This is a genomic window from Micromonospora peucetia, assembly GCF_900091625.1.
Lineage (GTDB): Bacteria > Actinomycetota > Actinomycetes > Mycobacteriales > Micromonosporaceae > Micromonospora > Micromonospora peucetia.
Map to the genome: position 1 here is coordinate 5,144,040 of NZ_FMIC01000002.1, position 26,330 is coordinate 5,170,369.

Sequence of the window (26,330 nt, forward strand, 5' to 3'; positions counted from 1 at the left end):
GACCATCGGCGCGGGCACCCCGATCATGCCCGACCGGTCGGGCGGACCCGTCCGGCGGCACGATTGGCTACGCGCCCGCCGCCGTCGCGCCCGCCAGGGGACGCGTCAGTCGGTGTCGTGGCCCAGCCACTGCTGCCGGGTCAGCGCGTACTCCACCTCGCCGTGCTCCGCGCCGGCGATCATCTCCGGCCAGTCCCCGACGTACGTCCGCACGAATCGCAGCCCGGACTTCTCCATCACCCGGCGGGATGCGGCGTTGACGGTCATCGTGTTCGCGGTGACCCGCTGCACGCCGAGGTCGGTGAAGCCCTTTTCGATCAGCGCCCGGCAGCCCTCGGTGGCGAGGCCGGCACCCCAGGCGGCCCGGCGCAGCCGGTAGCCCAGCTCCACCTCGCGGACGTCGCCGTCGTGGGTCGGACGGAACTCGAACCAGCCCAGGAAGTCGCCCGAGTCCCGGCCCAGCGCCGCCCACCACCCCAGCCCAGGCGGCTGCCGGTAGTGGGCGAGGATCCGGGGCAGGACGTGCTCCCGGATCGCCTCGGGTGGGGTGGGGTGCCCGCCGGTGAGATATCGCATCACCTCGGGGTCGTCGTCCAGCTCGACGAGCAGTTGCGCGTCGTCGGGGGTGAACTCGCGCAGCGCCAGCCGCCCGGTGTCCAGGAAGACCCTCACCGGTCCATCCCACCGGCACAGACGGGGGGTCTCAACCGAATTCCGGCCGTACGGCCCCGAGAGGCACCACCGCCGCGCCGGTCGTGATCGACGGCCTAGACTCGCTCCGGCCGACGCGTCGGCCAAAGTTCGGTGGCGGGACGGACGGATCAGGCGGATGACGAGCACCGGTGGTGGGGACGGATCCTGGCTGCGCGCGGTCGCCGGAGACGGTGGGCGCGGCCCGCTGTTCGCCCGGGGCGGCCAGCTCGTGCACGGCCCCCGCCGGCTCGGCGAACTGGTGCACGGGCGGCCGCCGGGCGTCACCGGCAACCAGTGGAGCACGGCCATCCGGGAGGGCTACGACCTGGTCGTCTGCGCCGCCGACACGGCCCGGCCGGTCTTCGCCGTCGAGATCGGTCCAGTCGCGCCCGCCGGCTCCGCCGAGCAGCGGGTCGAGCGGTTGAAGAACGCGGTCGCGGAGGCGGTCGGCCTGCCGGTGCTGCGGATCGGTTCGCCGACGCTGCGGGCCGACGAGCACGGGCGACAGATCGTGGCGTACCTGCTCGACGCGCGCGGGTACGCGGCTCTCGGTGCGGGGGAGCCCGACGACGCAGACGCGCTTCCGGTCGGGTTCCGCGACATCCTCGGCCGGCTGCCCGACGGGCGGACCGGTCACGTCAACGACCTTGGTGCCCTGGCCCGGTCTGCCGCCGTGCAGGCGTACGTGTCGCGGCGGCTGGTCGACCCGATCGTCCGAGGGCTGCACGTGCGCTGGTCGGGCGGGGCGGCCGAGGGGTGGAGCTGGGTGCGGGTGCGCCAAGGGGCCTGCCTCGTGGAGCGGGTCACGGTGCACGAGCAGCGGGTATCCGCCGGGGTGGACCCAGGCCGGCTGGCCGAGGATCTGGCGGCGGTGGCCATCGGCGAGCGGATGCGCGCGCCGGACACGGCCGAGCCGGTGCTGACGCCCCACGACGAGTTGCTCGCCGAGATCCGGCGGCTGGAGTCGCGGCGCGGCGAGATGACGGGTGGCTTCGCTTTCGCGTACCTCTGCGCGGACTGATCCGCCGCGCCCCCGGCCACCCGCGGTCGGGCCCTCGCCAGGTCCACCACCGTCCGGTGCGGCTGCCGGGCCCGAGCAGCAGGGTCAGGGCCGCGATCGCCACTGGGTGCCCGCTCAGGCCGAGCGCCACCGCCGCCATCGCGGCGGCCACGTTCCCGGCCAGCATGTCCGGCCGCCGCCCTCCACCGGTCCGCGACGATTCCGCCGAGCACGCCCCCGGCCGCGCCGCCGGCCCCGTGCAACCCGCTCACGATTCCGGCGTACGCGGGGCTGAGGCCGTGTACCGACACGAGGTAGATGGCGACGAAACTGCCCAGCCGGTTGATCAGCGTGGCCGTCCAGAGGTACCAGAAGGTGCGGGGTAACCCGCCGGCCGTCTGGCTCCACCATCACGTCATCCGCCACCCCCGAGATCCGTGTAGGTAATGCTCGACAAAGCTGTCGGTTATTACACTCGGGTGGTACGACGATCGGCGGTCGCACCCGTGTGATCGTGGCGATGATCACGGTTGTGGGGTCGGTGGCGTTCGATGTCGGCCAGCCCGGCTACCCGCCGACGGCCGAGGCGGCTAATGGATCCGGCTGGGAATGGGCCCGTGCCAGGATGCGGGTCGTGCGAATGGATGGCCGTGGGAAAAGACCGGCGGGGCCGCGCTGATTCCTCAGCGTGACCCCGCGCGAGCCCGAGCGTGAGACCGGTGTCGGTCAGCGGTTCTTGTACGCCTCCACGACCTCGACCGGGATGCGACCGCGCTCGGAAATCTTGTAGCCGTTCTTGGTGGCCCATTCCCGGATGGCCCGGTTCTGCTCCCGGTCCATTCCCGAGCCGCCCGGCGCGCCCGCCCGGCGGGGTGCCCGCCCGGTGTCGACGGATCCGCGACCGATCCGCCGGCCAGCGTTGATGTACGGGTCGAGGGCCTTGCGCAGCACACCCGCGTTCTCGTCGGAGACGTCGATGGTGTAGGCCACGCCGTCCAGACTGAACTCGACGGTCCGGTCTGCCTTTCCACCGTCGAGGTCGTCGGTCAGGACCGTGATTACTTTTCTCGCCATCGTTAATTACTCCCTGTGTGGGGCGGGGTGTGGTCAAAGTTTGACCTATCCGATGGTGAATCCGCAACAATACGCGTCGTCCTCATTTCGGCGGGTCGCGGTTATCGAGGGAAAGCAGCTCGGCGCAAAGCCCGGAGGTCGGGTCGCCGATCAGGCCGGCGTGGTCGGCGAGTGCCGTCCGTTCGGGCCGGGTGAAGGCCGATGACTCGCGTGGCGGTGCTGCGCTCATCCGCTTCACGTGCGTTTCTGCTCGTGCGCTTGTTCGGTGATCCCGGTGGTGCTGCGGCCTGCCGTGATCGGCCGGCGCATGCCCGCACCTCGTTGTCGAGGCCCGCCTCGGCGCCGACGCGCAGCGCTTCCGGGTAAGAAGCCTGGCGAGCGGGTTGTCCCGCCCGAGGGGCGGCACGACGGGCCGCGACGTGGCCTGGGTCACAGTCCGGAACAAGGGGAACGCTTTGTTACTTGAGTTGGACACGCTCAACTCAACCGATAGCAGGTGTTCGATGGCAACTCTTCCGGTACTTCCCCTGACCGACGCCGTGCTCCTGCCCGGCATGGTGATCCCGGTGACCCTCGACCCGACCACCCAGGCCGCCGTCGACGCGGCCCGCGCCACCGGTGACCACAAGCTGCTCGCCGTGCCCCGCCTCGACGGCGAGTACGGCCCCGTCGGCGCGGTCGCCACCATCGAGAAGGTCGGTCGGCTGCCCAGCGGCGAACCGGCCGCCGTCATCCGCGGCCTGTCCCGCGCCCGGATCGGCTCCGGTGTGCCCGGGCCCGGTGCCGCCCTCTGGGTCGAGGCGACCGAACTCGACGAACCCGCTCCTGCCGGCCGCGCCCGCGAACTGGCCCGCGAGTACCGCGCCCTGATGACGTCCGTGCTCCAGCAGCGCGGCGCCTGGCAGGTCATCGACGCGATCGAGCGGATGACCGATCTCTCCGAGCTGGCCGACTCGGCCGGCTACGTGTCCTGGCTCAGCCTCGACCAGAAGACCGAGCTGCTCGCCGCCGGAGACGTCACCACCCGGCTGGAGCTGCTCGTCGGTTGGGTCAGGGACCACCTGGCCGAGCAGGAGATCGCCGAACAGATCGGCACCGACGTCCGCGAGGGGTTGGAGAAGTCCCAGCGGGAGTTCCTGCTCCGCCAGCAGCTTTCCGCCATCCGCAAGGAACTCGGCGAGGAGGAGCCGGACGGCTCCGCCGACTACCGGGTCCGCGTCCAGAGCGCCGAACTGCCGGACAAGGTCCGTGAGGCGGCGATGCGCGAGGTCGGCAAGCTGGAACGGGCCAGTGACGCCTCCCCGGAGGCGGGCTGGATCCGGACCTGGCTCGACACGGTGCTGGAGATGCCGTGGAGCACCCGTACCGAGGACAACACCGATCTGGCCGCGGCCCGTGCCGTGCTCGACGCCGACCACGCCGGCCTGGCCGATGTGAAGGACCGGATCCTGGAACACCTCGCCGTACGCAACCGGCGGGCCGAGCGCAACCTCGGCGTCGTCGGCGGCCGGGGCTCCGGCGCGGTGCTCGCCCTCGCCGGCCCGCCCGGCGTCGGCAAGACCAGCCTCGGCGAGTCGATCGCCCACGCGCTCGGCCGCAACTTCGTCCGGGTCTCCCTCGGCGGCGTACGCGACGAGGCCGAGATCCGCGGCCACCGGCGCACCTACGTCGGCGCGCTGCCCGGTCGGATCGTGCGCGCCCTGCGCGAGGCCGGCTCGATGAACCCGGTCGTGCTCCTCGACGAGGTCGACAAGCTCGCCGCCGGCTACTCCGGCGACCCGGCCGCCGCCCTGCTGGAGGTGCTCGACCCGGCGCAGAACCACACCTTCCGCGACCACTACCTCGAGGTCGACCTCGACCTGTCCGACGTGCTCTTCCTGGCCACCGCCAACGTGGTGGAGGCCATCCCCGGCCCGCTGCTGGACCGGATGGAACTGGTCACCCTCGACGGATACACCGAGGAGGAGAAGGTCGCCATCGCCCGGGACCACCTGCTGCCCAGGCAGCGGGAGCGCGCCGGGCTGACCGCCGAGGAGGTCGGCGTCGCCGACGACGCCCTCGCCCGGATCGCGGGTGAACACACCCGGGAGGCCGGCGTACGGCAGCTCGAACGGTCCCTTGCGAAGATCCTCCGCAAGGTCGCGGTGGCCCTGGCCACCGACCCGGCGCCGGTCCGCGTCGACACCGGCAACCTCGCCAGCTACCTCGGGCGGCCGAAGTTCACCCCGGAGTCGGCGGAGCGCACGGCCGTGCCCGGCGTGGCCACCGGCCTGGCGGTCACCGGTGCCGGCGGCGACGTGCTCTTCATCGAGGCCACCAGCATGGCCGGCGAGCCGGGACTGACCCTGACCGGCCAGCTCGGCGACGTGATGAAGGAGTCCGCGCACATCGCGCTGTCCTACCTGCGCTCCAACGGGCGCCGGCTCGGACTGGACCCGAACGCCCTCGCCGGCCGGCGGATCCACCTGCACGTGCCGGCGGGCGCGGTGCCCAAGGACGGCCCCAGCGCGGGCATCACCATGGTCACCGCCCTCGCGTCGCTGGCCAGTGGCCGGCCGGTACGACCCGAGTTCGGGATGACCGGCGAGGTGACCCTCTCCGGCCGGGTGCTGCCCATCGGCGGGGTGAAGCAGAAACTGCTTGCCGCCCACCGGGCCGGCCTGACCGAGGTGATCATCCCGGCCCGCAACGAGCCGGATCTGGACGACCTGCCCGCCGAGGTCCGGGAGGCGCTGACCGTGCACACGCTGGCCGACGTCGCCGACGTGCTCGCCCTGGCGTTGCGCCCGGCCGACGCCGACACCCTCACCGGGCCGAACCTCACCGCCGCCTGAGGCGTACGGAGGGGCTCCTGCCGACGCCTGGTGCGCGGCAGGGGCCACTTCCGGGCAGGTCAGCGCAGCGCGTGTCCCAAATGCGCTGACCAAAAAGGTTCACCGTGTTGGTGACAGCGCGGACTAGGAATGCGGCTTGTCGACGTACCCGATCTCCTCCAGCTTGTCGCCAATGAGCCGGTAGGTGGCCGTCCGCTCGATCACCAACTCGACCATTGAGGCGTCGTCGGGTCGGGTCAGGTAGACCACCTGCGCCTGGCCGGCACTGATGGTGATCTTCTCGATCGGGGTGCGGTCGCCGAGATCGACCGTGCCGACATAGGCCGGGGCGCCCTTGACGTTGCGCCAGAGCACGATGCCCCAGAACTTGCCCGTCCCACCGCCGTCGAGCATGATCGCGCGCAGCGCGTCGGCGGCGCCGTCGCCGGTCAGGTCACCGGTCGCGCACGGCGGTTGCAGGGCGACCACCACGCCGTCCTCACCGGCCCAGCGCCCCTCGGTCAGCGGGATCGGGTCGGGGTAGTTGTTGTACCGCACCTTGGTACTGCCCAGCTCCGACTCGGCCACCTGGTCGCAGGTCAGCGCGGGGACCTTCGCGGGCGGCGCGGCGGGCGGCGAGACGTTGTCGTTCGCGCTGCTGCCGTCGCCGAACGGCGGGTCGGCCACCGGTGAGTCCGACGGCACGGTCGTACCGCCGGGGCCCGGCGTGGCACCGCCGTTGATCTCGACCTTGCACCCGCCCGCCACGAGGACCAGGGCGAGCGCGGCCAGCGGCAGCAGCGTCCTGCGCATGGTTGTTCCTTTCGATGAAGTGGGCCGCAGCGTAGTGCGCCCCCGCCAGTGTCGGACCGCCACCGCGTTTAGTCGCGCGGGCCGTCGTCGAGGCCCCACAACGCGGCGACCTGGTCGGGGGTGAGTGCTCTGGCGGTGGAGCAGGGCCATCTGGCCGCTCACGGCGACACACCCAGCCGGCGTCGACAGGGGCACCTTCCCGCACGAAAACGTGAGGAAGGTGCCCCTGCGTCGGCCTAGCGGCGGTCGCGGCGGTCGGCGCCGTCGAAGCGGCGCTCGCTGCGCCCGTCGCCGTCACGGTCCCGGCGTACGGTCGCCTTGCGTCCCTTGATGGTGCTGCCGCGCAGCCCGGCGATCACGTCGTCGGCGACGGTCTGGGGCACCTCTACCAGCGAGAACCGGTCGGCGATCTCGATGGAGCCGATGTCCCGGCCGTTGATCCCGGTCTCGCCGGTGATCGCGCCCACCAGGTCCTGCGGGCGCACCCCGGCGCGCCGGCCCAACCCGATGAAGACCTGGGTGGTGCCGCCGGTGCGCGGCCGGGCACCGCCGCGGCGCTCGCCCCGGCCGCCGGCCTCCGGCCGGCCCTCACGCGGGTTCCGGACGGGGACCTGCGGAATCTCCTCCTCGTCGTCCGAGCCCGGCGACGTCGCCTCGTGCGCCAGCTTCACCGCCGCGAGGGCCACCTCCACCAGGTCGAACTCGTCGGTCAGCGACTCCACGATCGCCCGGTACGGGTCGAGGTCGTCCTCCAACAGGCTCTCCCGCAGGGCGGCCTGGGTCAGCTCCAACCTCCGGGTGCGCATGTCCGCCACCGTCGGGATCTTGTCTATGGTGATCCGCTGGCCGGTGACCCGCTCGATGGTCTTGAGCATCCGGTGTTCGCGCGGCTCGGCGAGGGTGATCGCCACACCCTCCCGGCCGGCCCGGCCGACCCGGCCGATCCGGTGCACGTACGACTCGGGCGCCGACGGGACGTCGTAGTTGACCACGTGGGTGAGCTGCTCGACGTCCAGGCCTCGGGCGGCGACGTCGGTCGCCACCAGCAGGTCCGCCGTGCCCGTGCGCAGCCGGCCCATCACCCGGTCGCGCTGCTCCTGGCTCATCCCGCCGTGCAGCGCCTCGGCCCGGTAGCCCCGGCCGTTCATGGTCTCGGTGAGCCGGTCGACCTCCTCCCGGCTGCGGCAGAAGACGATCGCCGCGGTGGGGGACTCGACGTCCAGCACCCGGCCCAGTGCCGCCGGCTTGTGCGCCCGGGAGACGATGTACGCGCTCTGCCGCACCCGGGGCGCCTCACCGGCGACCTGCTGCTCCCGGGCGATGAGGATGCGTACCGGGTCGGTCAGGTGCTTGCGGGCCAGCCCGTCGATGCGCGCCGGCATCGTCGCCGAGAAGAGCACCGTCTGCCGCTGTGCCGGCGCGTGTTCCAGGATCGCCTCGATGTCCTCGGCGAAGCCCATGTCGAGCATCTCGTCGGCCTCGTCGAGTACCACCGTGGCCAGGGAGCCCAGGTCGAGCGTGCCCCGGGCGATGTGGTCCAGCGCACGGCCCGGGGTGGCGACCACGACGTCGATCCCGGAGTCCAGGGCGCGCAGTTGCCGGCCGATCGGCTGCCCGCCGTAGATCGGCAGCACCCGGGCACCCAGGTCCTTGCCGTAGCGGTGGAACGCCTCGGAGACCTGCACCGCGAGTTCGCGGGTGGGCACCAGCACGAGCGCCACCGGGGCACCGCCGGACCGGTCGTCCGGCATCCGCTGCAACAGTGGCAGGGCGAAGGCGGCCGTCTTGCCCGTACCCGTCGCGGCCTGGCCCAGCAGGTCCCGACCGGCCAGCAGGAGCGGGATCGCCTCCCGTTGGATCGGAGTGGGCTCCTCGTAGCCGAGGGCGGACAGCGCGCCCAGCAACTCGGCGCGCAGCCCGAGATCCGTGAAGGCGCTCGTGTCGTCGAGGGTGTCGGGGCCGGGCTCGGTGGGCGGGTCGTGCCGTACGGGTGCGGAACTCATGCCGCCAAGCTTTTCATCACCGCCGCGACGCCGTTTCGCCGACCGGCACAACAGCCCCCCGACCGGGGCCGGCGGGCGCCCGGCGCCGTGCTCCGGCGGTCCGTCCTGGCGGCGTGCGTACGGTGCTCGCCCGGTCCGAGGGGGGTGGATCGCCGTGCTCGACGGCCACGCGGCGCACGGGAACACGGGGGCCTCGCCGGCGTCGAAGCGGCGGACCAGATCGTCGCCCCTTCGGTGGGTGCCGCAGCGTGTGCGTGCCAGCATGGGCCGGTGACCACCGTTGCGGACGGCCCGGCGCTGGCCCGGCTCGCCGCCCTGCTCGCCGACGACACCCGGGCCCGCTTCTGCCTGGCACTGCTGGACGGGCGGGCCTGGACGGCGGGAGAGTTGGCCCGGCTCGCCGGGGTGGCGCCGTCCACCACCAGCGACCATCTCACCCGGCTGGTCAGCGGCGGGTTGCTGGTCGAGCAGCGGCAGGGGCGGCACCGCTATGTCCGGCTCGCCGACCCCTCGGTGGCTCAGTTGATCGAGGATCTGGCCGGCCACGCCCCGGCGCCACCCACGCCCGCCGGCTCGTTGCGCGCCGCCCGTGCCGGGGCCGCGCTGGCGTACGCCCGCACCTGCTACGACCATCTGGCCGGCCGTCTCGGGGTGCGGCTGCGTGACGCGCTGCTCGCCCGCCGGCTGCTCGACGACAGCGACGGGCTGGCACTGACGTCGAACGGGCTCGACTGGCTCGCCGGGCTCGGGGTTCCGGTCGCGCCGCTGCGGGCTGCCCGCCGGCCACTGGTCCGCGACTGCCTGGACTGGACCGAGCGCCGCTCGCACCTGGCCGGGGCGCTGGGCGCGGCGCTGTGCGACCGCTTCTTCGAGGTGGGCTGGCTCAGCAGGGGCAGCGGCCGGGCGGTCCGGTTGACCCCGGCCGGCGGTCCCGCGCTGGCCGCCGCGCTCGGCCTGGCCCCGGCGGACCTCGCGCCGGATGCCGCCGCCGACACCGGGGGCGGCCGGGCCTGACCGGCGAACCGGCCCGTGCACGGCAGCGGCCGCGCCTGACCGAGCCGGCCCGCGCCCTGACCGAGTCGGCTCGCGACCGACGGTTCGGCGGGCACCGAACGAAGCCGGCCGTACGGTCGCGGCGTGACCGTGGACCAGCTCGTCATCGCGCCCGTACCCGGTACGCCGCCGTGTGGCCCGCCCGTCTTCGACCCCGACACCGGCTGGACGGTGACCCGACATGCCGACGTGTGGGCCGTGCTCACCGATCCGGCCTGCCAGGTGCCCGTCTCCGGAGGTGGCCCACCGGGCGCCCTGGCCTGGCTGCGCGGTGCTGTCAGCCGGTTCAGCGCCCCGGAGCGGCACCCCACGCGCAGGGCGGTCGGCGTCGCGATCCTGACCGCTCTCGACCCTGACGAGCTGCGTGTCGCCGCCGCCCGGCTGACCGGGGAGGCGCTCGACCGCGCCGGTGACCGCCTTGACGTGATGGCTGTGCTCGCGCGGCGGGTACCGCTGCGGGTGCTGACGGAGCGGCTGGGGCTCGCCGATCCGGACGCGGCCGGGCCGGCTGTGGCCGCCGCCTACCACCCCGGCGCGGACGCCGCGCGCGTCGCCGCAGCCGACGGTGCGGTGGCGGCTCTGCTGGCGATGACGCCGCCGGGTCCGCCCGAGGCGGTGGCGAACCGGACCGGCCTGCTGGTCCAGGCGTGCGACGCCACCGCCGGGCTGATCGGCGCCGCCGCCCGGCACGGGCTGGCGGTGCCGCCGACGATGCCGACCGGCGAGTTGCTCGCCGAGGTGCTCCGGCTCGACCCGCCGGTGCGCGGCACCCGGCGGGTGACGGTCGCGCCGGTCCGGCTCGCCGGCGGTGTTCTTCCGCCAGGTAGCGCCGAGGTGGTGGACGTGCCGCGCCACCGTCGGCCCGGCGACCCATGAACCGCACGCGTTGCTGCGTGTCCCGACGAGTGTCGAGGTGGAATCCCGATGAACGAGCGCTGCGCCGCCTTCCGCGCCCTGCATCACGCCGACCGGCCGTTGCTGCTACCCAACGCCTGGGACCATGCCAGCGCTGCCGCGTTCGTGGCGCGGGGCCATCCGGCGGTCGGCACCACCAGCCTGGGGGTGGCCGCGTCCACCGGCCTGCCGGACGGGCTGGCCGCGACCCGGGCGGAGAACCTGCGCCTGGCCCGGGTGCTGCGCCGGCTCCCGGTGCTGGTGACCGTCGATGTGGAGGCGGGGTGTGCCGACGATCCGGCGGCCGTCGCCGAGCTGGCGGTGGAGTTGGCCGCGCTCGGGGTGGTCGGCATCAACCTTGAGGACGGCCGCGCGGACGGCACCCTCGACCCGCCGGAGTTGACGGCGGCGAAGGTGGCCGCCGTCAAGGTCGTGGCGCCGGAGCTGTTCGTCAACGCCCGTACCGACACGTGGTGGCTCGGCGTACCCGATCCGCTGCCGGAGGCCCTGCGCCGGGCTCGCGGCTACGAGGATGCCGGAGCTGACGGGATCTTCGTGCCGGGAGCGCCGGACGTCGACACGGTCGCGGCCCTCGTCGCGGGGATCGATGCGCCGCTCAACGTGCTGTACCGGCCGGGTGGGCCCACCCTCGACGAGCTGCGGGCGCTCGGCGTGGCCCGGGTCAGCACCGGCTCACTGCTGTTCCGGGCGGCGCTCGGCGGCGCCCTGGACACCCTGGACGCCGTCCGGTCCGGGGTCACGCCGCCCACCCGACCGCCCTCGTACGACGAGGTGCAGCGGTGGAGCGACACCTCCCGACCGTGACCGTTTGTGTTCGGCGGTGACCGTCAGCCGCCCGTTAGGAGGAGAATAGGAGGATTGTTCGGACTTATCCCGTCGCGCCTGATTACGGTGTGCCCAGGGCGATGCACACAGTGATGTCGTGACGGGAGAGAGGACCCGACCATGCGAGTGCCCAGCCGAAGCCCGGGCCAGCGGCCCGGCTCCTCCGTCACGCCCGCCGCCCGGGTGCGTCGGCGCACGCCCGGCGTACCTCCCAGGCCCGTCGCCGCGCCCGACCTGGACGCCTACCGGGCCGCCGTGGCCGACCTGCTGGTCGAGGTCGGCGCCCTGGCCGGGGCGTCCTGCACCGCAGCCCGGCAGGTGCTGATCGACGAGCGGCTGCGTGAGCCGGCGATCGCCGCCGTACTGGACGCCACCCCGCAGGGGTTGATCGGCGCCCGCGAGACGCTGCTGCTGGAGATGGCCCGCTATCAGCCCAACGAACGCAGCTCCGCCGCCGACCTCACCGCGCTGGTCCGGATCTACCTGCTCTCCCGCGTCGACGTGATGTGGTGGCGCGACGCCCCCACCTTCCTCACCGACGCCCAGGTCGACGCCAGCCCCGATCTGGTGGACCTGGAGTGGCTGCGCCGCCGGGACCTGCTGCGCTTCCGCTACGTCGAGCAACCGAAGACGCTGCTGGGACGCGGGGCGCGGGCGGCCCGGCGCCGGCTGCGGCCCGACGCCACGCCACGTACCGCCGGGTTGCGCTTCCGGCGGGCCCGCCGCGAGGTGGTGGCGCTGCTCAACGACATCGCCCGGCAGTTCGCCGCCAGCACTCCGGCCGCCACGCCGCCGCTGTGGGTGACCAGCCTGGTCCGCAGCGCCGAGCACCAGCACCGGCTGCGCCGCCTCGGGTACGCCGCCATGGTGCCCAGCGGCCACTGCCTCGGCTGGGCGGTCGACGTCGAGATGGAGTGGTTCGACCGGTTCGGCGTCCGGGACACCCTGGCCGAGCTGCTGCTGGCCCGGCAGCGGGCCGGTGAGATCAACGTGGTCGACGAGGGGCAGGCGTGGCACCTGTGCCTCGCGCCGACGGCGCGGCGGCGGCTGCGCCGGGCGTACGAAGCCGAGATGGGGGTCTGAGCCCGGTGTGCGGCATCGCGTTGAGCCTCGGCCCCGAAGCCGATCCGACCACCTTCCGGCGGATGCTCGCCACCCTCGCCCCGCGCGGCGAGGTCACCGAGACCCGCTACGAGAACGGCCTGCTCGCCGGCACCCGCCGGCTGCGGATCGTGGACCGGGAACGCGCCGTGCAGCCGTGGGCCTCCGCCGACGAGCGGTGGCTGCTCTGCTACAACGGCGAGGTCTTCAACCAGCACGAGCTGCGTGCGGAACTGGTCCGGCTGGGCCACCGCTTCCGCGGCACCAGCGACACCGAGGTGGTGCTCGCCGCGTTCCTGCGATGGGGCGAGGGCATGGTGACCCGGCTGCGCGGCGAGTACGCCTTCGCCGTCGTGGAACGGGCCACCGGCCGGGCCTACCTGGTCCGGGACCCGCTCGGTGTCAAGCCGTTGTACTGGGCCCGGACGCCCGGCTGCCTGCACGTCGCCAGCGAGGTCAAGGCGCTGGTGGGGCATCGCGCCCCGATCGTCGAGGTGCCGCCCGGGCACCATGGTTGGGCCGAGCCCGACGGGCCGGTCCGGCTGCGCGCGTACGTCGACCTGCTCGCCCTAGGCGACGGGCTGCCGGTGGTGGACGACCCGGACGAGGCCGCCCTGCTCGTCCGGGCCGCCCTCACCGACAGCATCCGGATGCGGGTGGACACCGATCTCACCGTGGGTGTGGTCCTCTCCGGTGGGCTGGACAGCTCGCTGGCCATGCTGCACGTGCGCGAGATGCACCCGGACTGCGTCGCGGTCACGGTCGGCGTGCCGGAGAGCCCCGACGTGGCGTACGCGCGGCGGCTCGCGAAGGACCTCGGGGTGCCGCACGAGGTGGTCGAGTTGCGTCCCCGCGACATCCGGCTGGCCGACATCCGGGAGAGCATCCGGATGTCCGAGCTGACCGAGTACGGCGACATCATCAACGCCGTGGTCACCGTGCCGCTGTTCCGTCGGCTGCGCGAGCTGGGCGTGAAGGTGGTGCTCACCGGGGACGGCTCGGACGAGCTGTTCGGTGGCTATCCGATGTACCACGAGGTCGGCCCCGAGGCGTCCCGCCGGCTCTTCCTGCACAAGATCCGCAACCTCTGCCGTACGGAGTTGCAGCGCGTCGACCGGGCCAGCATGGGGCACGGGGTGGAGGCCCGCGTGCCGTTTCTCGACCTGAGCCTGGTGGAGCTGGCGATGCGGCTGCCGATCGGGCTGAAGATGCGCGAGGGGCAGGAGAAGTGGATCGTCCGGCGGGCCTTCGCCGACCTGCTGCCCGACTACGTCCGACGCCGGCCGAAGAACCCGATGTCGTACTCCTCGGGGTTGCACGAGCGGGCCCGGCTCTACAAGCCGTTCTTCGCCCGGCTGCACCGCTCGTTCGGCTACCACCTGCTCGAACCGGTGCGCCGCGACTTCGACAGCGTGCTGACCCGGTGCGGCAACGACCTGGACCGGGCCATTGCCGACGGCCGGGCCCGGCCCGACTACACCGTGCTGGAACACGCCCGCGACCTGGTGGGCGCGGCGAAGTGGAACGCCGCCCCGATGGTGCGCCGGCTCGTCGGGCCGCGCCGCACCCGGGGCGACGAGGCGCCGCTGCCGGGGTGACCGGGCGCCCCGGCGGAACCCGCTCGGCGAGGCCGGCGGGACCGCGCGGCGGCCCTGTGAGCACACGCCGTCGGGGGCGGTCAACCCACCGGTAGTCGGTAGCGGTGCTCACCGCCGCCCGCTGCGGTGGTCAATCGCACCTCTCCGCCGCGCAGGTCGTACGTCACCGACCAACGGGTGTGCGCCTGCCGGACGCCGCGCAGGATCCGGAAGGCCGCCGAGGCGTCCGCCACGCCACCGCTGCCCTCGAGAGCCTCGGCGATGACCCGGTAGCGGTGGTCGGCCCGGCGGCGCTCCTCCGCGACGCCGATGACCGGCACGTTGGTGAGTGCCCGCCAGCCGCCCGAGCCGCGCTCGATCCGCATCCGGCCGTCGACGAACTCGACCACGGCCGAGGCTCCGGTGCCGTCGGCGATCAGGTAGTGCAGGGCCGGGCCGCCGTCGAAGTCCACGTTGTGCCGCTGGAAGACCGCCACCGCCTCGTCGACCGTCGCCGCCCGGTCGAGCACCAGCCGCAGGATGCGTACCGACCCGACGGTGGCCCGGCCCGGGGCGGGGTCGGCGCGGGCGCCGTCGTCGGCGGCCAGGCCGACCGCCAGGCCGCGCTCGTTCATGCCGTCGAAGGGCAGCAGCGGCGCGTCGAGCAGTCGCCGGTCGCCGGCCGGGTCGGCGCCCACCCCGAGGTACGACATGTCGACCACCGAGATGCTGGCGTACGCGTCCGGCGGATCGGTGCGCAGCACCAGCGCCGGATTGGCGTCCCAGTCGAAGTTGCGGGCGAACAACGGCCGGTCGGGGTCCCCGGCGGCGGCGAAGAGCGAGCACCCGAAGGGCGTCGCCGGAGCGGCGTCGGTGCCCACGGTCGGGTCGTACGCCCCGACGTAGGTCATCTCGTACAGCGGGAGATCGTCGACCTTGCGCAGGCTGGCCAGCGTCCGTTCGACCTGGCCGGCGTCCTGCCGGGAGGCGGTGGGCGTCCCCGTCACCACCGGTGCCGCCACGGGGCCGGGGCCCGCGGTGGAGCAGGCGCCAGCGGCCAGCACCAGGGCCAGGCCGGCGCGCAGGAAAGTTCTCCGCATGACCGTGGAACGCGGTGGCGGCGGCGGATGGTTGTCCACCGAGGAGGGTTTTCCGCCCCGGAGGCCCGGGTATCCCGGAGGCTGACCGAGAGGCGGGTGACCGATCATGAAGCGCAATCAGTACCACGTCGTGCCGAACGGTGGCGGCTGGAAGGTCGAGCAGGGCAACCAGGTCGTCGGCACGTTCGACACCAAGCAGCACGCCGTCGAGGAGGGCCGCAAGGTGGCGCACGGCAACGAGCCTAGCCAGCTCGTCGTGCACACCTCCGACGGCAGGATCGAGACGGAGTACACCTACCAGAACGACCCGTACCCGCCGGCCGGCTGACCGCCGCCGGGCCCGCAGTGGACACGAACGGGCCCGACCCCCGCAGGGGTCGGGCCCGTCGGCGCGGTGTGCGACTACCAGCTCAGGTAGCTGGGCTGGGTCTGCGCGTTCAGCTCGCGGTACCGGACGAGGTTCGCCGTCCAGGTGCGCCAGTCGGTCAGTTTCAGGACGTCGAGGCCCTTGACCATGTCGTTGGAGTAGATGTAGCCGTTGTAGTAGTACGCGGACCAGGTGCCACCGCCGACGAGCCGGTCGGCCGACAGCGGACCCCGCTCCCAGAACGCGATCTCCTTCGGGTTGGCCGAGTCGGTGAAGTCCCAGACGGAGATGCCGCCCTGGTACCACGCCTGGACCATGATGTCGCGTCCGAGCACCGGGATCAGCGAGCCGTTGTGCGCCACGCAGTTCTCGGTGTCGGCGTTCATCCGGGGGATCTTGTAGTAGCTGCGGAACTCCATCTTCCGGGCGTTACCACGACCGGTGATGTCGTAGATGGCGTCGGCGCCCCGGTCGGGGCCGATGGCCTCGTTGCAGGTGGCCGCGCCGCCGCCGCCCAGCTCGTCGGTGAAGACCACCTTGGTGCCGGCGTTGTTGAACGTGGCCGAGTGCCAGAACGCGAAGTTGACGGTGTCCCGGACCCGGTTGATCAGCCGGGGGGCCTCCCGGTTGGAGATGTCCATCAGGATGCCGTCACCCATGCACGCGCCCGCAGCGAGGTTCTTCTCCGGGTAGGCGGTGATGTCGTGGCAGCCGGTGGTCGCCGAACCGCCGGGACGGCCCTCGTAGCCGCCGTCGGGGAAGAGGTTCGGAGTGGACACCACCGCCGCGTCGGTCGGCGACCTCAGCGGCACCTTGACGATGGAGATGGAGTCGTGCGGGGGCTGGCAGTCGGGGAACTCCGCCCGCGGGCTGTACGAGGAGACGTACAGGTAGACGGTCTTGCGGTCCTTGCCCGGCACGAGGGTGTGGGTGTGCGAGCCGCAGGCCGTCTCCACGGCCTTGACGTAGCGCGGGCTGGCCTTGTCGCTGATGTCGAAGACCTTGATGCCCTCCCAGGACGCCTTCTCCGTCGCCGGCGCGCTGGTGCTGTTGCAGGAGTCGTCGCTGCGGGAGGAGTCGGTGGAGAGGAACAGCAGGTCGCCGTGGACGGAGATGTCGTTCTGCGACCCGGGGCAGTACACCTGCGACACCACGGTCGGCGCGCTCGGCCGGGAGATGTCGTAGATGACGAAGCCGTTGTAGTTGCCGGCGAAGGCGTAGCGGCCCTGGAACGAGATGTCGCTGTTCGTGGCGTCCAGCGGAGCCTGCTTCGGCAGGTTGGCGATCTGCCGGAGGTTGGGGCTGCTGACGATCTCGTCTACGCCGGGGATGGTGTTGGTGGCGCTCACCGTGCCGGACGGGGCGGAGCGCGCCGCCACCCCGGCGCTTCCCGGTGGAGCGGTGGCGACGCTGGCGAGGAGAAGGCCGGCTGCGGCCAGGCTCACGGTGGTGAGCCGCCGGGCCCGCGGGGTGCGGAAGATGGTCATCGGCGACGCCCTTCGCAAGGGGGATGGCGATTGCGCACACCCTACAGTCCGAAGAGTTCCATCAATGTGATGCGCATCACATTTAAGGTTCTGGGTCGATGGATACGATCGCCAGGACCTCTACGAGTGGGGAGTCGCCCATGACCAACCGGCGCGTGCGGATCCTGGCCGTCGTCACATCCGCGTTCGTGCTGGCGGTGGTGGTCGTCGTCCTGTCGCTCACCGGCGGCAGCCCGACCGCTGCCCCGACGGGATCGGCCGCCGCCACCGCACCGACATCCGCACCGGCCGGCCCGCCCCGACCCGCCGTGATCGTTCCCGGTCGGCCGGGCGAGACCGCCGCGGTCCGGCCCGCCGAGGAGATGCGCGACGTCACCAAGGCCCGGCACAACTCGATGGACGTCTCGTTCGTCCGGATGATGATTCCGCACCACACCCAGGCGCTGGAGATTGCGGAGCTGGCCCCCGACCGGGCCGGCAACCCGGCCCTGCGTGCCCTCGCCGAGCGGATCCGGGCCAGCCAGGGGCCGGAGATCGGCCTGATGCGGGGCTGGTTGCAGGCCCGGGGCCTCTCCACCGAGGTGGCGGGGCACGACCACGCCGGCATGCGGGGGATGCAGACCCCGGAGGCGATCCGGCAGCTCGCGGCGGCGCGGGGCGCCGAGTTCGACCGGCTCTTCGTGCGGATGATGACGGAGCACCACCAGGGCGCGGTCCAGATGGCCACCGACCTGCTCAAGGTCGGCGCCGACCTCACCCTGTCGGAGTTCGCCAACTCCGTCGCCACCGAGCAGACCGTCGAGATCGACCGGATGCGCGACCTGCTGGCCTGATGCCGTCCCGGGCCGGCCACGTCGCGTCTGGGCCGGCCGGCCCCTGACCTGCGCCACGTACGCTGGGTGACCGTGAACCGCACGATCCTCGGCCGTCCCCTGCGAGGCGTCGCCTTCGACGCCTCCGTCGCCGCCGCGGTGGTCCTCCTCGGCCTCGCCGGCCTGGCGAACCAGCCCGGCGGCGGGAAGGCCACCCTGGTCGGCGTCGCGATGGCGGTGGCGTTGCTGTTCCGTCGGGCCCACCCGTCGGTGGTCGCCGCCGTGGTGGCGGCGCTCGCGTTGGTGCAGGTGGCCGCCGGGTGGGGGCCGCTGCTCTTCGACGTGGCGGTGCTGATCGCCCTCTACAGCGTGGTCAAGTACGCCGACCGGCTCCGCGACGGCATCCTCGCCGGCATCGTCGCCGCCGTCGGAGTGGTGCTCGCCGGCCTCCAGACCCAGGGGGTCATCGCCTGGTGGGCGGCGGCGATTTACTACGGGCTGGTCACCGGGGCGGTCTGGCTGGTCGGGCTGAACGTGCGGACCCGCCGGTTCTACGTGCTCAGCCTGGAGGAGCGGGCCGCCACCCTGGAGCGGGAACGCGAGGCGGAGGCGCGCGCCGCGGTCGCCGGGGAGCGCACCCGCATCGCCCGGGAGTTGCACGACGTGGTGGCGCACAGCATGGCCGTGATGATCGTGCAGGCCGACGGGGCACGGTTCACGCTCGACCGGGACCCGGAGACTGCCCGACAGGCGGTCAAGGTGGTCGCCGACACCGGCCGGCAGGCGCTGGAGGAGATGCGCCGGCTTGTCGGCGTACTCCGGGAGCCCAGCGCGCCGGACGCGGGCGCCGGTCCCGGGGCGGTGGGCGAGCCCGGCGGCGCCGGGGTGGCCACCGATCCGGAGCACCGCCGGCTGGCGCTGGCCGAACTGCCCGCCCTGCTCGACCGGTTCCGCGTCGCCGGCCTCCAGGTGCGGCACACCGTCACCGGGGAGCCGGCGCAACTGCCGCCCGGGCTGGAACTGACCGTCTACCGGGTGGTGCAGGAAGGCCTCACCAACGCGCTCAAGCACGCCGGGGTCGGCGCCGGCGTCGAGGTCACCCTCGCCCACGACGACGACGCCGTCGTGGTCCGGGTGGTCGACGACGGGCGCGGCCGGCCGCCGGTCAGCCCCGCACCCTCCGGCGGGCACGGCCTGGTGGGCATGCGCGAGCGGGTCGGCGTGTACGACGGCAGCCTCGCCGCCGGCCCGCGACTCGCCGGGGGCTGGCAGGTCGAGGCGCGACTACCGCTACCGTCGACCTCCCCGACGACGGAGGTGACGGCGGCATGACGGTCCGCGTGGTGATCGTGGACGACCAGGCGCTGGTCCGCGCCGGTTTCCGGATGGTGCTGGGCTCCCAGCCGGACCTGGAGGTCGTCGGCGAGGCGATCGACGGGGCCGACGCCCTGCGGCTGCTGACCCGCGTCGAGGCCGACGTCGTGGTGATGGACGTCCGGATGCCGACCATGGACGGCGTCGAGGCGACCCGCCGGATCTGCCGGGACCGCCCCGCCGGGTCGCCCCGGGTGCTGGTGCTCACCACCTTCGACACCGAGGAGGACGCCTTCGCCGCGCTCCAGGCCGGCGCGAGCGGATTCCTGCTCAAGAACGCCCCGCCGGAGGAACTGCTGGCGGCCATCCGGGTGGTCGCCCGGGGCGACTCGGTGGTCGCCCCGTCCATCACCCGGCGGTTGCTCGACCGGTTCGCCGGCCGGCTCGGCCCGGGGCCCGCCGAGGACCCCCGCGTGGGCCAGCTCACCGACCGCGAGCGGGAGATCCTCCTGCTGGTCGCGCAGGGGCTCTCCAACGCGGAGATCGCCGCCCGGGTGCACGTCGCGGAGGCCACCGTGAAGACACACGTCGGGCGGATCCTCGCCAAGCTCCAACTCCGCGACCGGGTGCAGGCCGTGGTGCTGGCGTACGAGACCGGGCTGGTCACCCCCGGCGGCTGAGCCGATCTACGACTCAGGTCGTACGGGACCACCCCGTCAGGGGCTCCCGAGGTCGCAGTGGAGTCGCCGCGCGCGGGTGGACGCGGCCGGCCGGGCGGCGTCCATAGCGTCGGAGACGTCCCAGCCACGATCTCCACGGGGAGTTCCACGTGTCCGTCGTACCTTCCGCGCCCGCCACCGCCGGCGTCGCGGTCACCGCCCGGGGCCTGTCCAGGCGGTACGGCTCCGGCCAGGCCGTCGTCGTCGCCCTCGACAACGTCGACGTCGACTTCGCCGCCGGCCAATTCACCGCCATCATGGGTCCGTCCGGCTCCGGCAAGTCCACCCTCATGCACTGCCTCGCCGGCCTGGACCGACCCACCTCCGGCAGCGTGCGCATCGGCGACGCCGACCTCGCCAGCCTCGACGCCAAGCGGCTCACCCTGCTGCGCCGCGACCGGGTCGGCTTCGTGTTCCAGAAGTTCAACCTGCTGCCGGCGCTGACCGCCGAGGAGAACATCGTGCTGCCCCTGGCGATCGCCGGCCGGCGGCCGGAGCGGGCCTGGCTGCGCCAGGTCGTCGCCGCGGTGGGGCTCGCCGACCGGCTGCGCCACCGCCCCGCCGAGCTCTCCGGCGGCCAGCAGCAGCGGGTGGCGGTCGCCCGCGCGCTGATCACCAAGCCGTGGGTGATCTTCGCCGACGAGCCGACCGGCAACCTGGACTCGCGCTCCGGTGCCGAGGTGCTGCGCCTGCTCCGCGAGGCCGTCGACACCCTCGGCCAGACGGTGATCATGGTGACCCACGACCCGTCGGCCGCCGGGCACGCCGACCGGGTGGTCTTCCTCGCCGACGGCCGGCCGGTGCGGGACCTCACCGCGCCGACCGCCGAGCGGGTGCTCGACGCGCTCGCCGGCCTCGACCCGGCGCGCGTACCGGCCGCCGGCCGCGAGGCGGTGACCCGATGATCCGGACGACCCTGCGCCAGCTCCGCGCCGAGGCGCTGCGCCTGCTGCTCTCGTCGCTGGCCATCGTGCTCGGTGTCGCGTTCATCGCCGGCACGCTGATCTTCGTCGACGGGATGCGGGCCGGCGCGTACGACCGGGCCGGGGCGTTCGACCGGCAGACCGACCTCGCCGTCTACTCCGCGACCGACGACCCGCTGCCGACGGCGCTGGTCGAGAAGGTGCGCGCCCTCGACGGGGTCGCCGCCGCCGAGGGGGAACTGCTCGGCTCCGGCGGGATCGTCGGCGTCGACGGCCGCCCCGTGCTCGGCTACGCCGTCCTCGCCGCGATCCCCGTCGACGAGGCGCTGCGCTCGTACGACGTGGTGTCCGGCCGGCTGCCCGACCGCCCCGGCGAGGTGGTGCTGGACGCCGTCACCGCCGACAAGGAGGGCTTCGCCCTCGGCGCCGGAGTACGCGTCGGCGGCGGCGGGGGAGCGGCCCGCCCGTACACGCTGGTCGGCACGGTCGACGTGGCCGGCACCGCCCGGGACGTCGGCGGCCCGTTCATCGGTCTGGTCGGCGCGGACGCCCTCGCCGTGACCGGCCAGCGGGGCTTCGACCGGATCATGGTGGCCGCCCGGCCGGGCGGGTCCGACGAGGCACTGGCCGACCGGGTTGCCGAGGCAGCCGGTGCCGGCGCGAGCGTCAGGTCCCGGCAGCGCATCCTCGACGATGCCGTGACCGACGCGGTGCGCGACCTCCAGCAGTTCAACATGGTGTTGCTGACCTTCGCCGGGGTCGCCGTCGTGGTCGCCGGCTTCGTCATCGCCAACACGTTCGCCATCGTGCTGGCCCAGCGGACCCGGCGGATCGCACTGCTGCGGCTGGTCGGCGCGACCCGGGGCCAGTTGTTCCGCGCCGCCCTGCTGGAAGCCGCGCTGGTCGGGCTGGTCGCCTCCGTGGCCGGCGTGCTGATCGGGGTGGCCCTGGCCGGCGGCATGAACCAGCTGATGACGCGACTCGACGCGCCGGTCTCCGGCGGGCTCACCGTCACCGTGCCGACGGTGCTGGTCAGCCTGCTGCTGGGCACGGCGATCACGATGGGTGCCGCGCTGCTGCCCGCGTGGCGGGGCACCCGGGTCGCCCCGGTCGCCGCGCTCACCGACGCGGCGGTCCAGCCCGCCCGGGGGGCCGGCCGGCTCCGGCTGGCTGTCGGCGCGCTGGTCTTCGCCGCCGGGATCGCCGCGCTGGTCGGCGCCGCGTTCGCCGTCCAGGTGGTGCTGGTGGCCGCCGGTGGCGTGCTCACCTTCCTCGGGATCGTGCTCTTCGGCCCGGTGCTCGTGCCGGCGTTGGTCCGGGTGCTGGGCTGGCCGGCCCGCAGGCTGTTCGGTGCCACCGCCGGCCTGGCCGTGGCGAACGCCGTGCGCAACCCGCGCCGGATCGCGGCGACCGCCACGGCACTGGTGATCGGGATCGGTCTGGTGTCGGCCTTCGTGGTCGGCGCGCGCAGCACCAAGGACGGCATCGAGCGCAGCGTGGACGCCGAGATCGGGGTCGACTGGCTGGTCACCGGGGTCGGCGGAGAGCTGCCGGCGCCGCTCGTGGCCGAGTTGCGCGCCCGGCCCGAGTTGGCGGTGGTGCACGAGCAGCGCGGCGCCGTCGCCGCCGACGTGCAGATCCGGTCCGCGCACCCCGCACTGGTCAGCCGGACGCTGACGGGGATCGTGGCGGGAGACGTCGGCCGGCTCGGACCCGGGTCGGTGCTGGTGCACCGGGAACTGGCCCAGGCCCGGGGCTGGACGACCGATTCCACCGTCACCGTGCGCGGCCGGTCGTTCCGGGTGGCCGCGGTCGTCACCGCGGACGGGCCGGCGCTGGCCGGCAGTCCCGTCCCCGACGGTCACGTGATCGAGGTGGTGGACGCCGACTTCGCCGCGATCTTCCCTGACGAGCGGGGCCACCTGGCCGAGATCGACCCCGCCGGCGGGGTCTCGGCCGGCCAGGCCCGGGCGGCCATCGAGGCGGTGCTCGCCCGGTATCCGACCGCCAACCTGATGGACCAGGGCGCGTACAAGAAGATGCTCACCGGCACGGTCGACATGCTGCTCGCCTTCGTCACCGCGCTGCTCGGCCTGGCCGTGGTGATCGCGCTGGTCGGGGTCGCGAACACCCTGAGCCTGTCGGTGGTGGAGCGGACCCGGGAGAACGCCGTGCTGCGCGCGGTCGGGCTGACCCGGGGCCGGATGCGCGCCATGCTGGCCGTCGAGGCGGTGTTGATGGCGCTGGTCGGCGCGGTGCTCGGGATCGGCCTCGGTACCGGCGTCAGCGCCGCCGCGATGGCCCTGCTGGGCCGGATCAGTGGCGACTTCACCGTGGTGCTGCCGGCGGGGCAGCTCGGACTGATCCTCGGGGTCGCGGTCGTGGCCGCCCTGGTCGCCTCGGTGCTGCCGGCCCGTCGGGCACTGTCCCGGCCGGTGGTCGAGGGGCTCGGCGACCAGTGACATCCGCCGGCCGGTCCCGTCGCCCGCCCGGGTGGCGGGACCGGCCAGCGGTGCCGGGTCTACAGGCGCTCCACCACTTCGCCGGCGCACCGGTTGCGGGTGTCGAAGACGTACCGGGCGTGCCGGGCCACCAGGTCGTAGTCGAAGTCGTCGTGATCGGTGACCACCACCACCGCGTCCGCCGCGCTGATCTCCCGCTCGGTCAGCTCCACCACCAGCACACCGCCCGGGATCTGGTGCGGCTCCGCGTACGGCTCCACCGCCCGGACGTCCGCGCCGAGGGCCTGTAGGCGCCGGGCGACGTCGACGGCGGGGGAGTCACGCATGTCGCCGGTGTTCTTCTTGTACGCCAGCCCGAGCAGCAGCAGCCGCGCCCCGCTGACCGTGTGGCCGGTCCGGTTCAGCCCGTTCATGATGCGCTGGGCCACGTGCTCGGGCATCTCGTGGTTGACGTCGTTGGCCAGCTCGATGAACCGGAACTGCCGCCCGAGGCGCCGCTTGACCTGCCAGGACAGATAGCACGGGTCGATCGGCAGGCAGTGCCCGCCGACCCCCGGGCCGGGCCGGAACGGCATGAAACCGAACGGCTTGGTCTCCGCTGCCTCGATCGCCTGCCAGACGTCGATGTCGAGGTGGTGGGAGAGCATCGTCAGCTCGTTGATCAGAGCGATGTTCACCTGGCGGAACGTGTTCTCGATCAGCTTGGTCAGCTCCGCCACCCGGGTGGAGTCCACCGGCACGGTCCGTTCCACGAGCCGGCGGTAGAACCCGTCCACCCGGGCCAGTGCGACCGCGTCCATCCCGGAGACCACCTTCGGGGTGTTCTCCAGACGCCAGGTCCGGTTGCCCGGGTCGATCCGCTCGGGGCTGTAGCCCAGGTGGAAGTCGCCCGGGCTGTGCAGGCCACTGGCCGACTCCAACAGCGGGCGCAGCAGCTCCTCCGTCGTGCCTGGATAGGTGGTGGACTCCAGGATCACCGTGCAGCCCGGCCGCACGTACGGGCCGATGTTGACGCCGGCCTGCTCCACGAAGCTGAGGTCGGGCGTACCGTCGCGCAGCGGCGTCGGCACCGTGATCACGCAGATGTCGAAGCCCTCCGCGTCGGCGTACGCCGTGCTCGGCCGGTAACGGCCGCTACCCAGCGCCCGGCCCAGCCGGTCGGCGGGGATGTCCTCGACGAACGAATCGCCCGACGCGAGCCGCTTGACCCGGTCGGAGTCGACGTCCAGGCCGACCACGTCCAGGCCGGCCTCGACGGCCCGCATCGCCAGCGGCAGGCCGACGTACCCCTGGCCGATCACGACCAACTTCTCAACGCTCAACCGGACTCCCGAGGCAGACGGCGGAAAGAACCTGCCAGGGAGCCTAGAGCGATCTCTGTGCCCGTAAGTCCGGTTTGGGATTATCGGTGCCGATGGGACAGGCACAGCGTCAACGGAAGATCGCGCGGGGCCGCTTCCAGTTCCACCGTCCGGACCGGGGAATCGGTGCCGACGGTCAGACCACCGGCGGATTGGCCGGGTCCACCGGCGCGGTCTGTGTCTCGGTCGGCACCACCGGCGGCGTGGTCTGTGTCGGGGCGGCGGTGGTGGGCGTCGGGCCCGGTGCGTCGTCGGTGGCGGTCGGCTTCGGTGACTCCGGAGCTGCCGACCCGCTCGGCTGGGGCGAGACCGGAGGCGCGGTGACCGTCGGCGAGGGGCTGGAGGTGGAGCCGGTGGGCCGGTACGGCCGGCCGGGGCCGGGGGCTTTCTCCTGCCCCTCCGGCGTCTCGATGTCACCGCTCGGCTCCGCGGCCGGAGTGGTCGCCTGCGGAACCTTGACCGCCGGGGCGTCGGCCTCGCCGTTGGTCGCGCCGAGCGCCGCGCCGAGCCCCGCCAGCGCCACCAGCACCGCCGCGGCCGCGCCGACCAGGGTGCCACGTCGCTTGCGGCGGGCAGCCGTCGCGACGGCCGGCATGTCGGTGCGGGTGTCAGGGTCGACGCCACCCTCCGCCGCGGCGACGGGCACCATGGCGGTCGCCGCGGACGGGTCGGACACGGCGGCGCGGGCGGCCTCAGCCATCGCCGCCCCGCTGCTGAACCGGTCGGCCGGATCCTTGGCCAGGGCGCGCGAGACCAGCGCGCGGACCGCCTCCGGAACGTCGTGCGGCAGCTCCGGCGGCTCGTCGTCGAGGTGCCGCACAGCGACCTGGAGCGGGTTGTCGCCGGTGAACGGCGGGCTGCCGCTGAGGCAGCAGTAGGTCACGGCGCCGAGGGCGTAGATGTCGGTCGCCCCGGACACCGGCCGGCCGGCGGCCTGCTCCGGAGCCATGTAGAGCGCGGTGCCGGGCACCGCGTTCGTGCTGGTGATGCTGGTGATGTCGGTCGACCGGGCGACGCCGAAGTCGACCAGCACGACGCTGCCGTCCTCCTGCACCAGCAGGTTGCTCGGCTTGACGTCGCGGTGCACGATCCCGCCCAGGTGCGCGGCGTGCAGTGCCTGCGCGACCTGCGCCACGATCGCCATCGTCTCGGCCACGTCGAGGCGACCGGCGGCCTCGATCCGCCTGGACAGCGGCTGGCCGGTCACGAACTCCATGACCAGGTAGTCGGCCCGGCCGCCGTCGGGCAGGTCGTCCTCGCCGCAGTCGAAGACCTGGACGATGCCGGGATGACGCAGGGCGGCCATGATCCGGGCCTCGGCGCGGAAGCGGGCGATGAAGTCGGGGTCGGAGACCAGCGCCGGCAACAGGACCTTGACCGCGACCTGACGGCCGAGGACGAGGTCCTTGCCCCGCCAGACGTCGCCCATGCCGCCCGTGGCGACACGCTCGTCCAGGCGGTAGCGACCGCTGAGTACGACCTCCGATGACAACACAGCACCACCGTACCCAGACCGGCGAGGATCGGCGCGCCGCGCGCCGTCGGCCCGACCTGTGCCGACCGCCCGATCAGGGCGGAATGGACGGGGACCGCCCCGGATGTGCGGTGAGCGCCCACGGACCATGTGTGACAGCGCTTACCGGTCGACGCCGTGCGCTGGGCGAATGCGCCGCCGTTCGCGGCCGTTGAGGCGTGCAGCGTCCCAGACCCCCACGACGTTACGGCGAAGGGCCGCCCGAACGGCTAGATAATTCTCACTCTTTCGCCCATCAGGGCGGACTTGCCCGACCGGCTCCGCACTCCTACCGTTAGCCCGACTCGGGCCCGCCCACGGCGTCGCCGCGGCATGTGCACCACGGGCCGTGCCGCGACGGCAGGAGTCCAGACGTACCGTCCGGGCGACGCGGCCCCGGTCGTG

22 protein-coding genes are annotated in these 26,330 nt (G+C 73.4%); 13 read left to right on the forward strand and 9 right to left on the reverse strand.

The features are described from left to right. Nucleotides 1-105: 105 nt before the first annotated feature. Nucleotides 106-672: a GNAT family N-acetyltransferase gene (locus tag GA0070608_RS23300; protein ID WP_091630632.1), complete on the reverse strand. Its 567-nt coding sequence runs from the start codon at nucleotides 670-672 to the stop codon at nucleotides 106-108. A gap of 157 nt (nucleotides 673-829) precedes the next feature. Between GA0070608_RS23300 and GA0070608_RS23305 the strand changes: the two genes are divergently transcribed. After that, nucleotides 830-1,714 (forward strand): PDDEXK family nuclease, encoded by an 885-nt coding sequence (locus tag GA0070608_RS23305; RefSeq protein WP_091630633.1) that lies wholly within the window; start codon nucleotides 830-832, stop codon nucleotides 1,712-1,714. A 705-nt stretch (nucleotides 1,715-2,419) separates the two neighbouring features. On the opposite strand, the gene GA0070608_RS23310 is transcribed toward GA0070608_RS23305, so the two are convergent. Together GA0070608_RS23310 and GA0070608_RS32770 are read right to left on the reverse strand one after the other, a co-directional pair. Beyond that, nucleotides 2,420-2,767 (reverse strand): histone-like nucleoid-structuring protein Lsr2, encoded by a 348-nt coding sequence (locus GA0070608_RS23310; RefSeq protein WP_091630634.1) that lies wholly within the window; start codon nucleotides 2,765-2,767, stop codon nucleotides 2,420-2,422. Between the two features lie 82 nt (nucleotides 2,768-2,849). Next, nucleotides 2,850-2,996: a hypothetical protein gene (locus GA0070608_RS32770; protein WP_176733809.1), complete on the reverse strand. Its 147-nt coding sequence runs from the start codon at nucleotides 2,994-2,996 to the stop codon at nucleotides 2,850-2,852. Nucleotides 2,997-3,270: 274 nt separating this feature from the next. Here GA0070608_RS32770 and lon point away from each other — a divergent pair, with 274 nt between their 5' ends. Then, a complete protein-coding gene (gene lon / locus GA0070608_RS23315) occupies nucleotides 3,271-5,601 on the forward strand; it encodes an endopeptidase La (RefSeq protein ID WP_091630635.1) in 2,331 nt (776 codons plus the stop codon). Between the two features lie 123 nt (nucleotides 5,602-5,724). Here lon and GA0070608_RS23320 read toward each other — a convergent pair whose 3' ends face one another. After that, complete coding sequence (locus GA0070608_RS23320) at nucleotides 5,725-6,393, reverse strand: hypothetical protein (protein ID WP_091630636.1); 669 nt, start codon at nucleotides 6,391-6,393, stop codon at nucleotides 5,725-5,727. Between the two features lie 236 nt (nucleotides 6,394-6,629). Beyond that, on the reverse strand, nucleotides 6,630-8,396 hold the full coding sequence (locus GA0070608_RS23325) for a DEAD/DEAH box helicase (protein ID WP_091630637.1): 1,767 nt from the start codon (nucleotides 8,394-8,396) through the stop codon (nucleotides 6,630-6,632). 270 nt (nucleotides 8,397-8,666) lie between these two features. Here GA0070608_RS23325 and GA0070608_RS23330 point away from each other — a divergent pair, with 270 nt between their 5' ends. The 5 genes from GA0070608_RS23330 to GA0070608_RS23350 all read left to right on the forward strand — a co-directional run bounded on the left by GA0070608_RS23330 (nucleotide 8,667) and on the right by GA0070608_RS23350 (nucleotide 13,888). Next, nucleotides 8,667-9,410 (forward strand): ArsR/SmtB family transcription factor, encoded by a 744-nt coding sequence (locus GA0070608_RS23330; RefSeq protein ID WP_091630638.1) that lies wholly within the window; start codon nucleotides 8,667-8,669, stop codon nucleotides 9,408-9,410. 123 nt (nucleotides 9,411-9,533) lie between these two features. Then, a complete protein-coding gene (locus tag GA0070608_RS23335) occupies nucleotides 9,534-10,325 on the forward strand; it encodes a cytochrome P450 family protein (protein ID WP_245715897.1) in 792 nt (263 codons plus the stop codon). 48 nt (nucleotides 10,326-10,373) lie between these two features. Continuing rightward, nucleotides 10,374-11,168 (forward strand): isocitrate lyase/PEP mutase family protein, encoded by a 795-nt coding sequence (locus tag GA0070608_RS23340; RefSeq protein WP_091630639.1) that lies wholly within the window; start codon nucleotides 10,374-10,376, stop codon nucleotides 11,166-11,168. Between the two features lie 141 nt (nucleotides 11,169-11,309). Next, entirely contained in the window at nucleotides 11,310-12,272 is a 963-nt protein-coding gene (locus GA0070608_RS23345; protein WP_091630640.1) for a DUF5715 family protein, read from the forward strand. 5 nt (nucleotides 12,273-12,277) lie between these two features. Beyond that, nucleotides 12,278-13,888: an asparagine synthetase B family protein gene (locus tag GA0070608_RS23350; RefSeq protein ID WP_091630641.1), complete on the forward strand. Its 1,611-nt coding sequence runs from the start codon at nucleotides 12,278-12,280 to the stop codon at nucleotides 13,886-13,888. Nucleotides 13,889-13,968: 80 nt separating this feature from the next. Here GA0070608_RS23350 and GA0070608_RS23355 read toward each other — a convergent pair whose 3' ends face one another. Next, on the reverse strand, nucleotides 13,969-14,967 hold the full coding sequence (locus GA0070608_RS23355; protein ID WP_091635925.1) for a carcinine hydrolase/isopenicillin-N N-acyltransferase family protein: 999 nt from the start codon (nucleotides 14,965-14,967) through the stop codon (nucleotides 13,969-13,971). A 106-nt stretch (nucleotides 14,968-15,073) separates the two neighbouring features. Here GA0070608_RS23355 and GA0070608_RS23360 point away from each other — a divergent pair, with 106 nt between their 5' ends. Further along, a complete protein-coding gene (locus GA0070608_RS23360; RefSeq protein ID WP_091630642.1) occupies nucleotides 15,074-15,295 on the forward strand; it encodes a DUF2188 domain-containing protein in 222 nt (73 codons plus the stop codon). 74 nt (nucleotides 15,296-15,369) lie between these two features. On the opposite strand, the gene GA0070608_RS23365 is transcribed toward GA0070608_RS23360, so the two are convergent. Further along, nucleotides 15,370-16,821: an LVIVD repeat-containing protein gene (locus GA0070608_RS23365; RefSeq protein WP_091630643.1), complete on the reverse strand. Its 1,452-nt coding sequence runs from the start codon at nucleotides 16,819-16,821 to the stop codon at nucleotides 15,370-15,372. A gap of 140 nt (nucleotides 16,822-16,961) precedes the next feature. Between GA0070608_RS23365 and GA0070608_RS23370 the strand changes: the two genes are divergently transcribed. The 5 genes from GA0070608_RS23370 (at nucleotide 16,962) to GA0070608_RS23390 (ending at nucleotide 23,051) form a co-directional block, all read left to right on the forward strand. Continuing rightward, nucleotides 16,962-17,654, forward strand: coding sequence for a DUF305 domain-containing protein (locus GA0070608_RS23370; RefSeq protein ID WP_091630644.1), 693 nt, complete (start codon nucleotides 16,962-16,964; stop codon nucleotides 17,652-17,654). 66 nt (nucleotides 17,655-17,720) lie between these two features. Beyond that, on the forward strand, nucleotides 17,721-18,965 hold the full coding sequence (locus GA0070608_RS23375; RefSeq protein WP_091630645.1) for a sensor histidine kinase: 1,245 nt from the start codon (nucleotides 17,721-17,723) through the stop codon (nucleotides 18,963-18,965). Beyond that, nucleotides 18,962-19,627 carry a response regulator gene (locus GA0070608_RS23380; RefSeq protein ID WP_091630646.1) on the forward strand — a complete coding sequence of 222 codons (666 nt, stop codon included), beginning with the start codon at nucleotides 18,962-18,964 and terminating at the stop codon, nucleotides 19,625-19,627. Before GA0070608_RS23375 ends, GA0070608_RS23380 begins: the two co-directional genes overlap by 4 nt. Nucleotides 19,628-19,776: 149 nt before the next feature. Further along, the gene (locus GA0070608_RS23385) at nucleotides 19,777-20,571 is read left to right on the forward strand and encodes an ABC transporter ATP-binding protein (protein ID WP_091630647.1); all 795 of its coding nucleotides are present in this window, start codon (nucleotides 19,777-19,779) and stop codon (nucleotides 20,569-20,571) included. Beyond that, the gene (locus tag GA0070608_RS23390; RefSeq protein WP_091630648.1) at nucleotides 20,568-23,051 is read left to right on the forward strand and encodes an ABC transporter permease; all 2,484 of its coding nucleotides are present in this window, start codon (nucleotides 20,568-20,570) and stop codon (nucleotides 23,049-23,051) included. The genes GA0070608_RS23385 and GA0070608_RS23390 overlap by 4 nt, the downstream gene beginning before the upstream one ends. 59 nt (nucleotides 23,052-23,110) lie before the next feature. Here the strand turns inward: GA0070608_RS23390 and GA0070608_RS23395 are convergent, their stop codons facing one another. Both GA0070608_RS23395 and GA0070608_RS23400 read right to left on the reverse strand, forming a co-directional pair. Next, complete coding sequence (locus GA0070608_RS23395) at nucleotides 23,111-24,373, reverse strand: nucleotide sugar dehydrogenase (RefSeq protein ID WP_091630649.1); 1,263 nt, start codon at nucleotides 24,371-24,373, stop codon at nucleotides 23,111-23,113. A 175-nt stretch (nucleotides 24,374-24,548) separates the two neighbouring features. Continuing rightward, complete coding sequence (locus GA0070608_RS23400; protein WP_091630650.1) at nucleotides 24,549-25,907, reverse strand: serine/threonine-protein kinase; 1,359 nt, start codon at nucleotides 25,905-25,907, stop codon at nucleotides 24,549-24,551. Nucleotides 25,908-26,330: the final 423 nt, after the last annotated feature.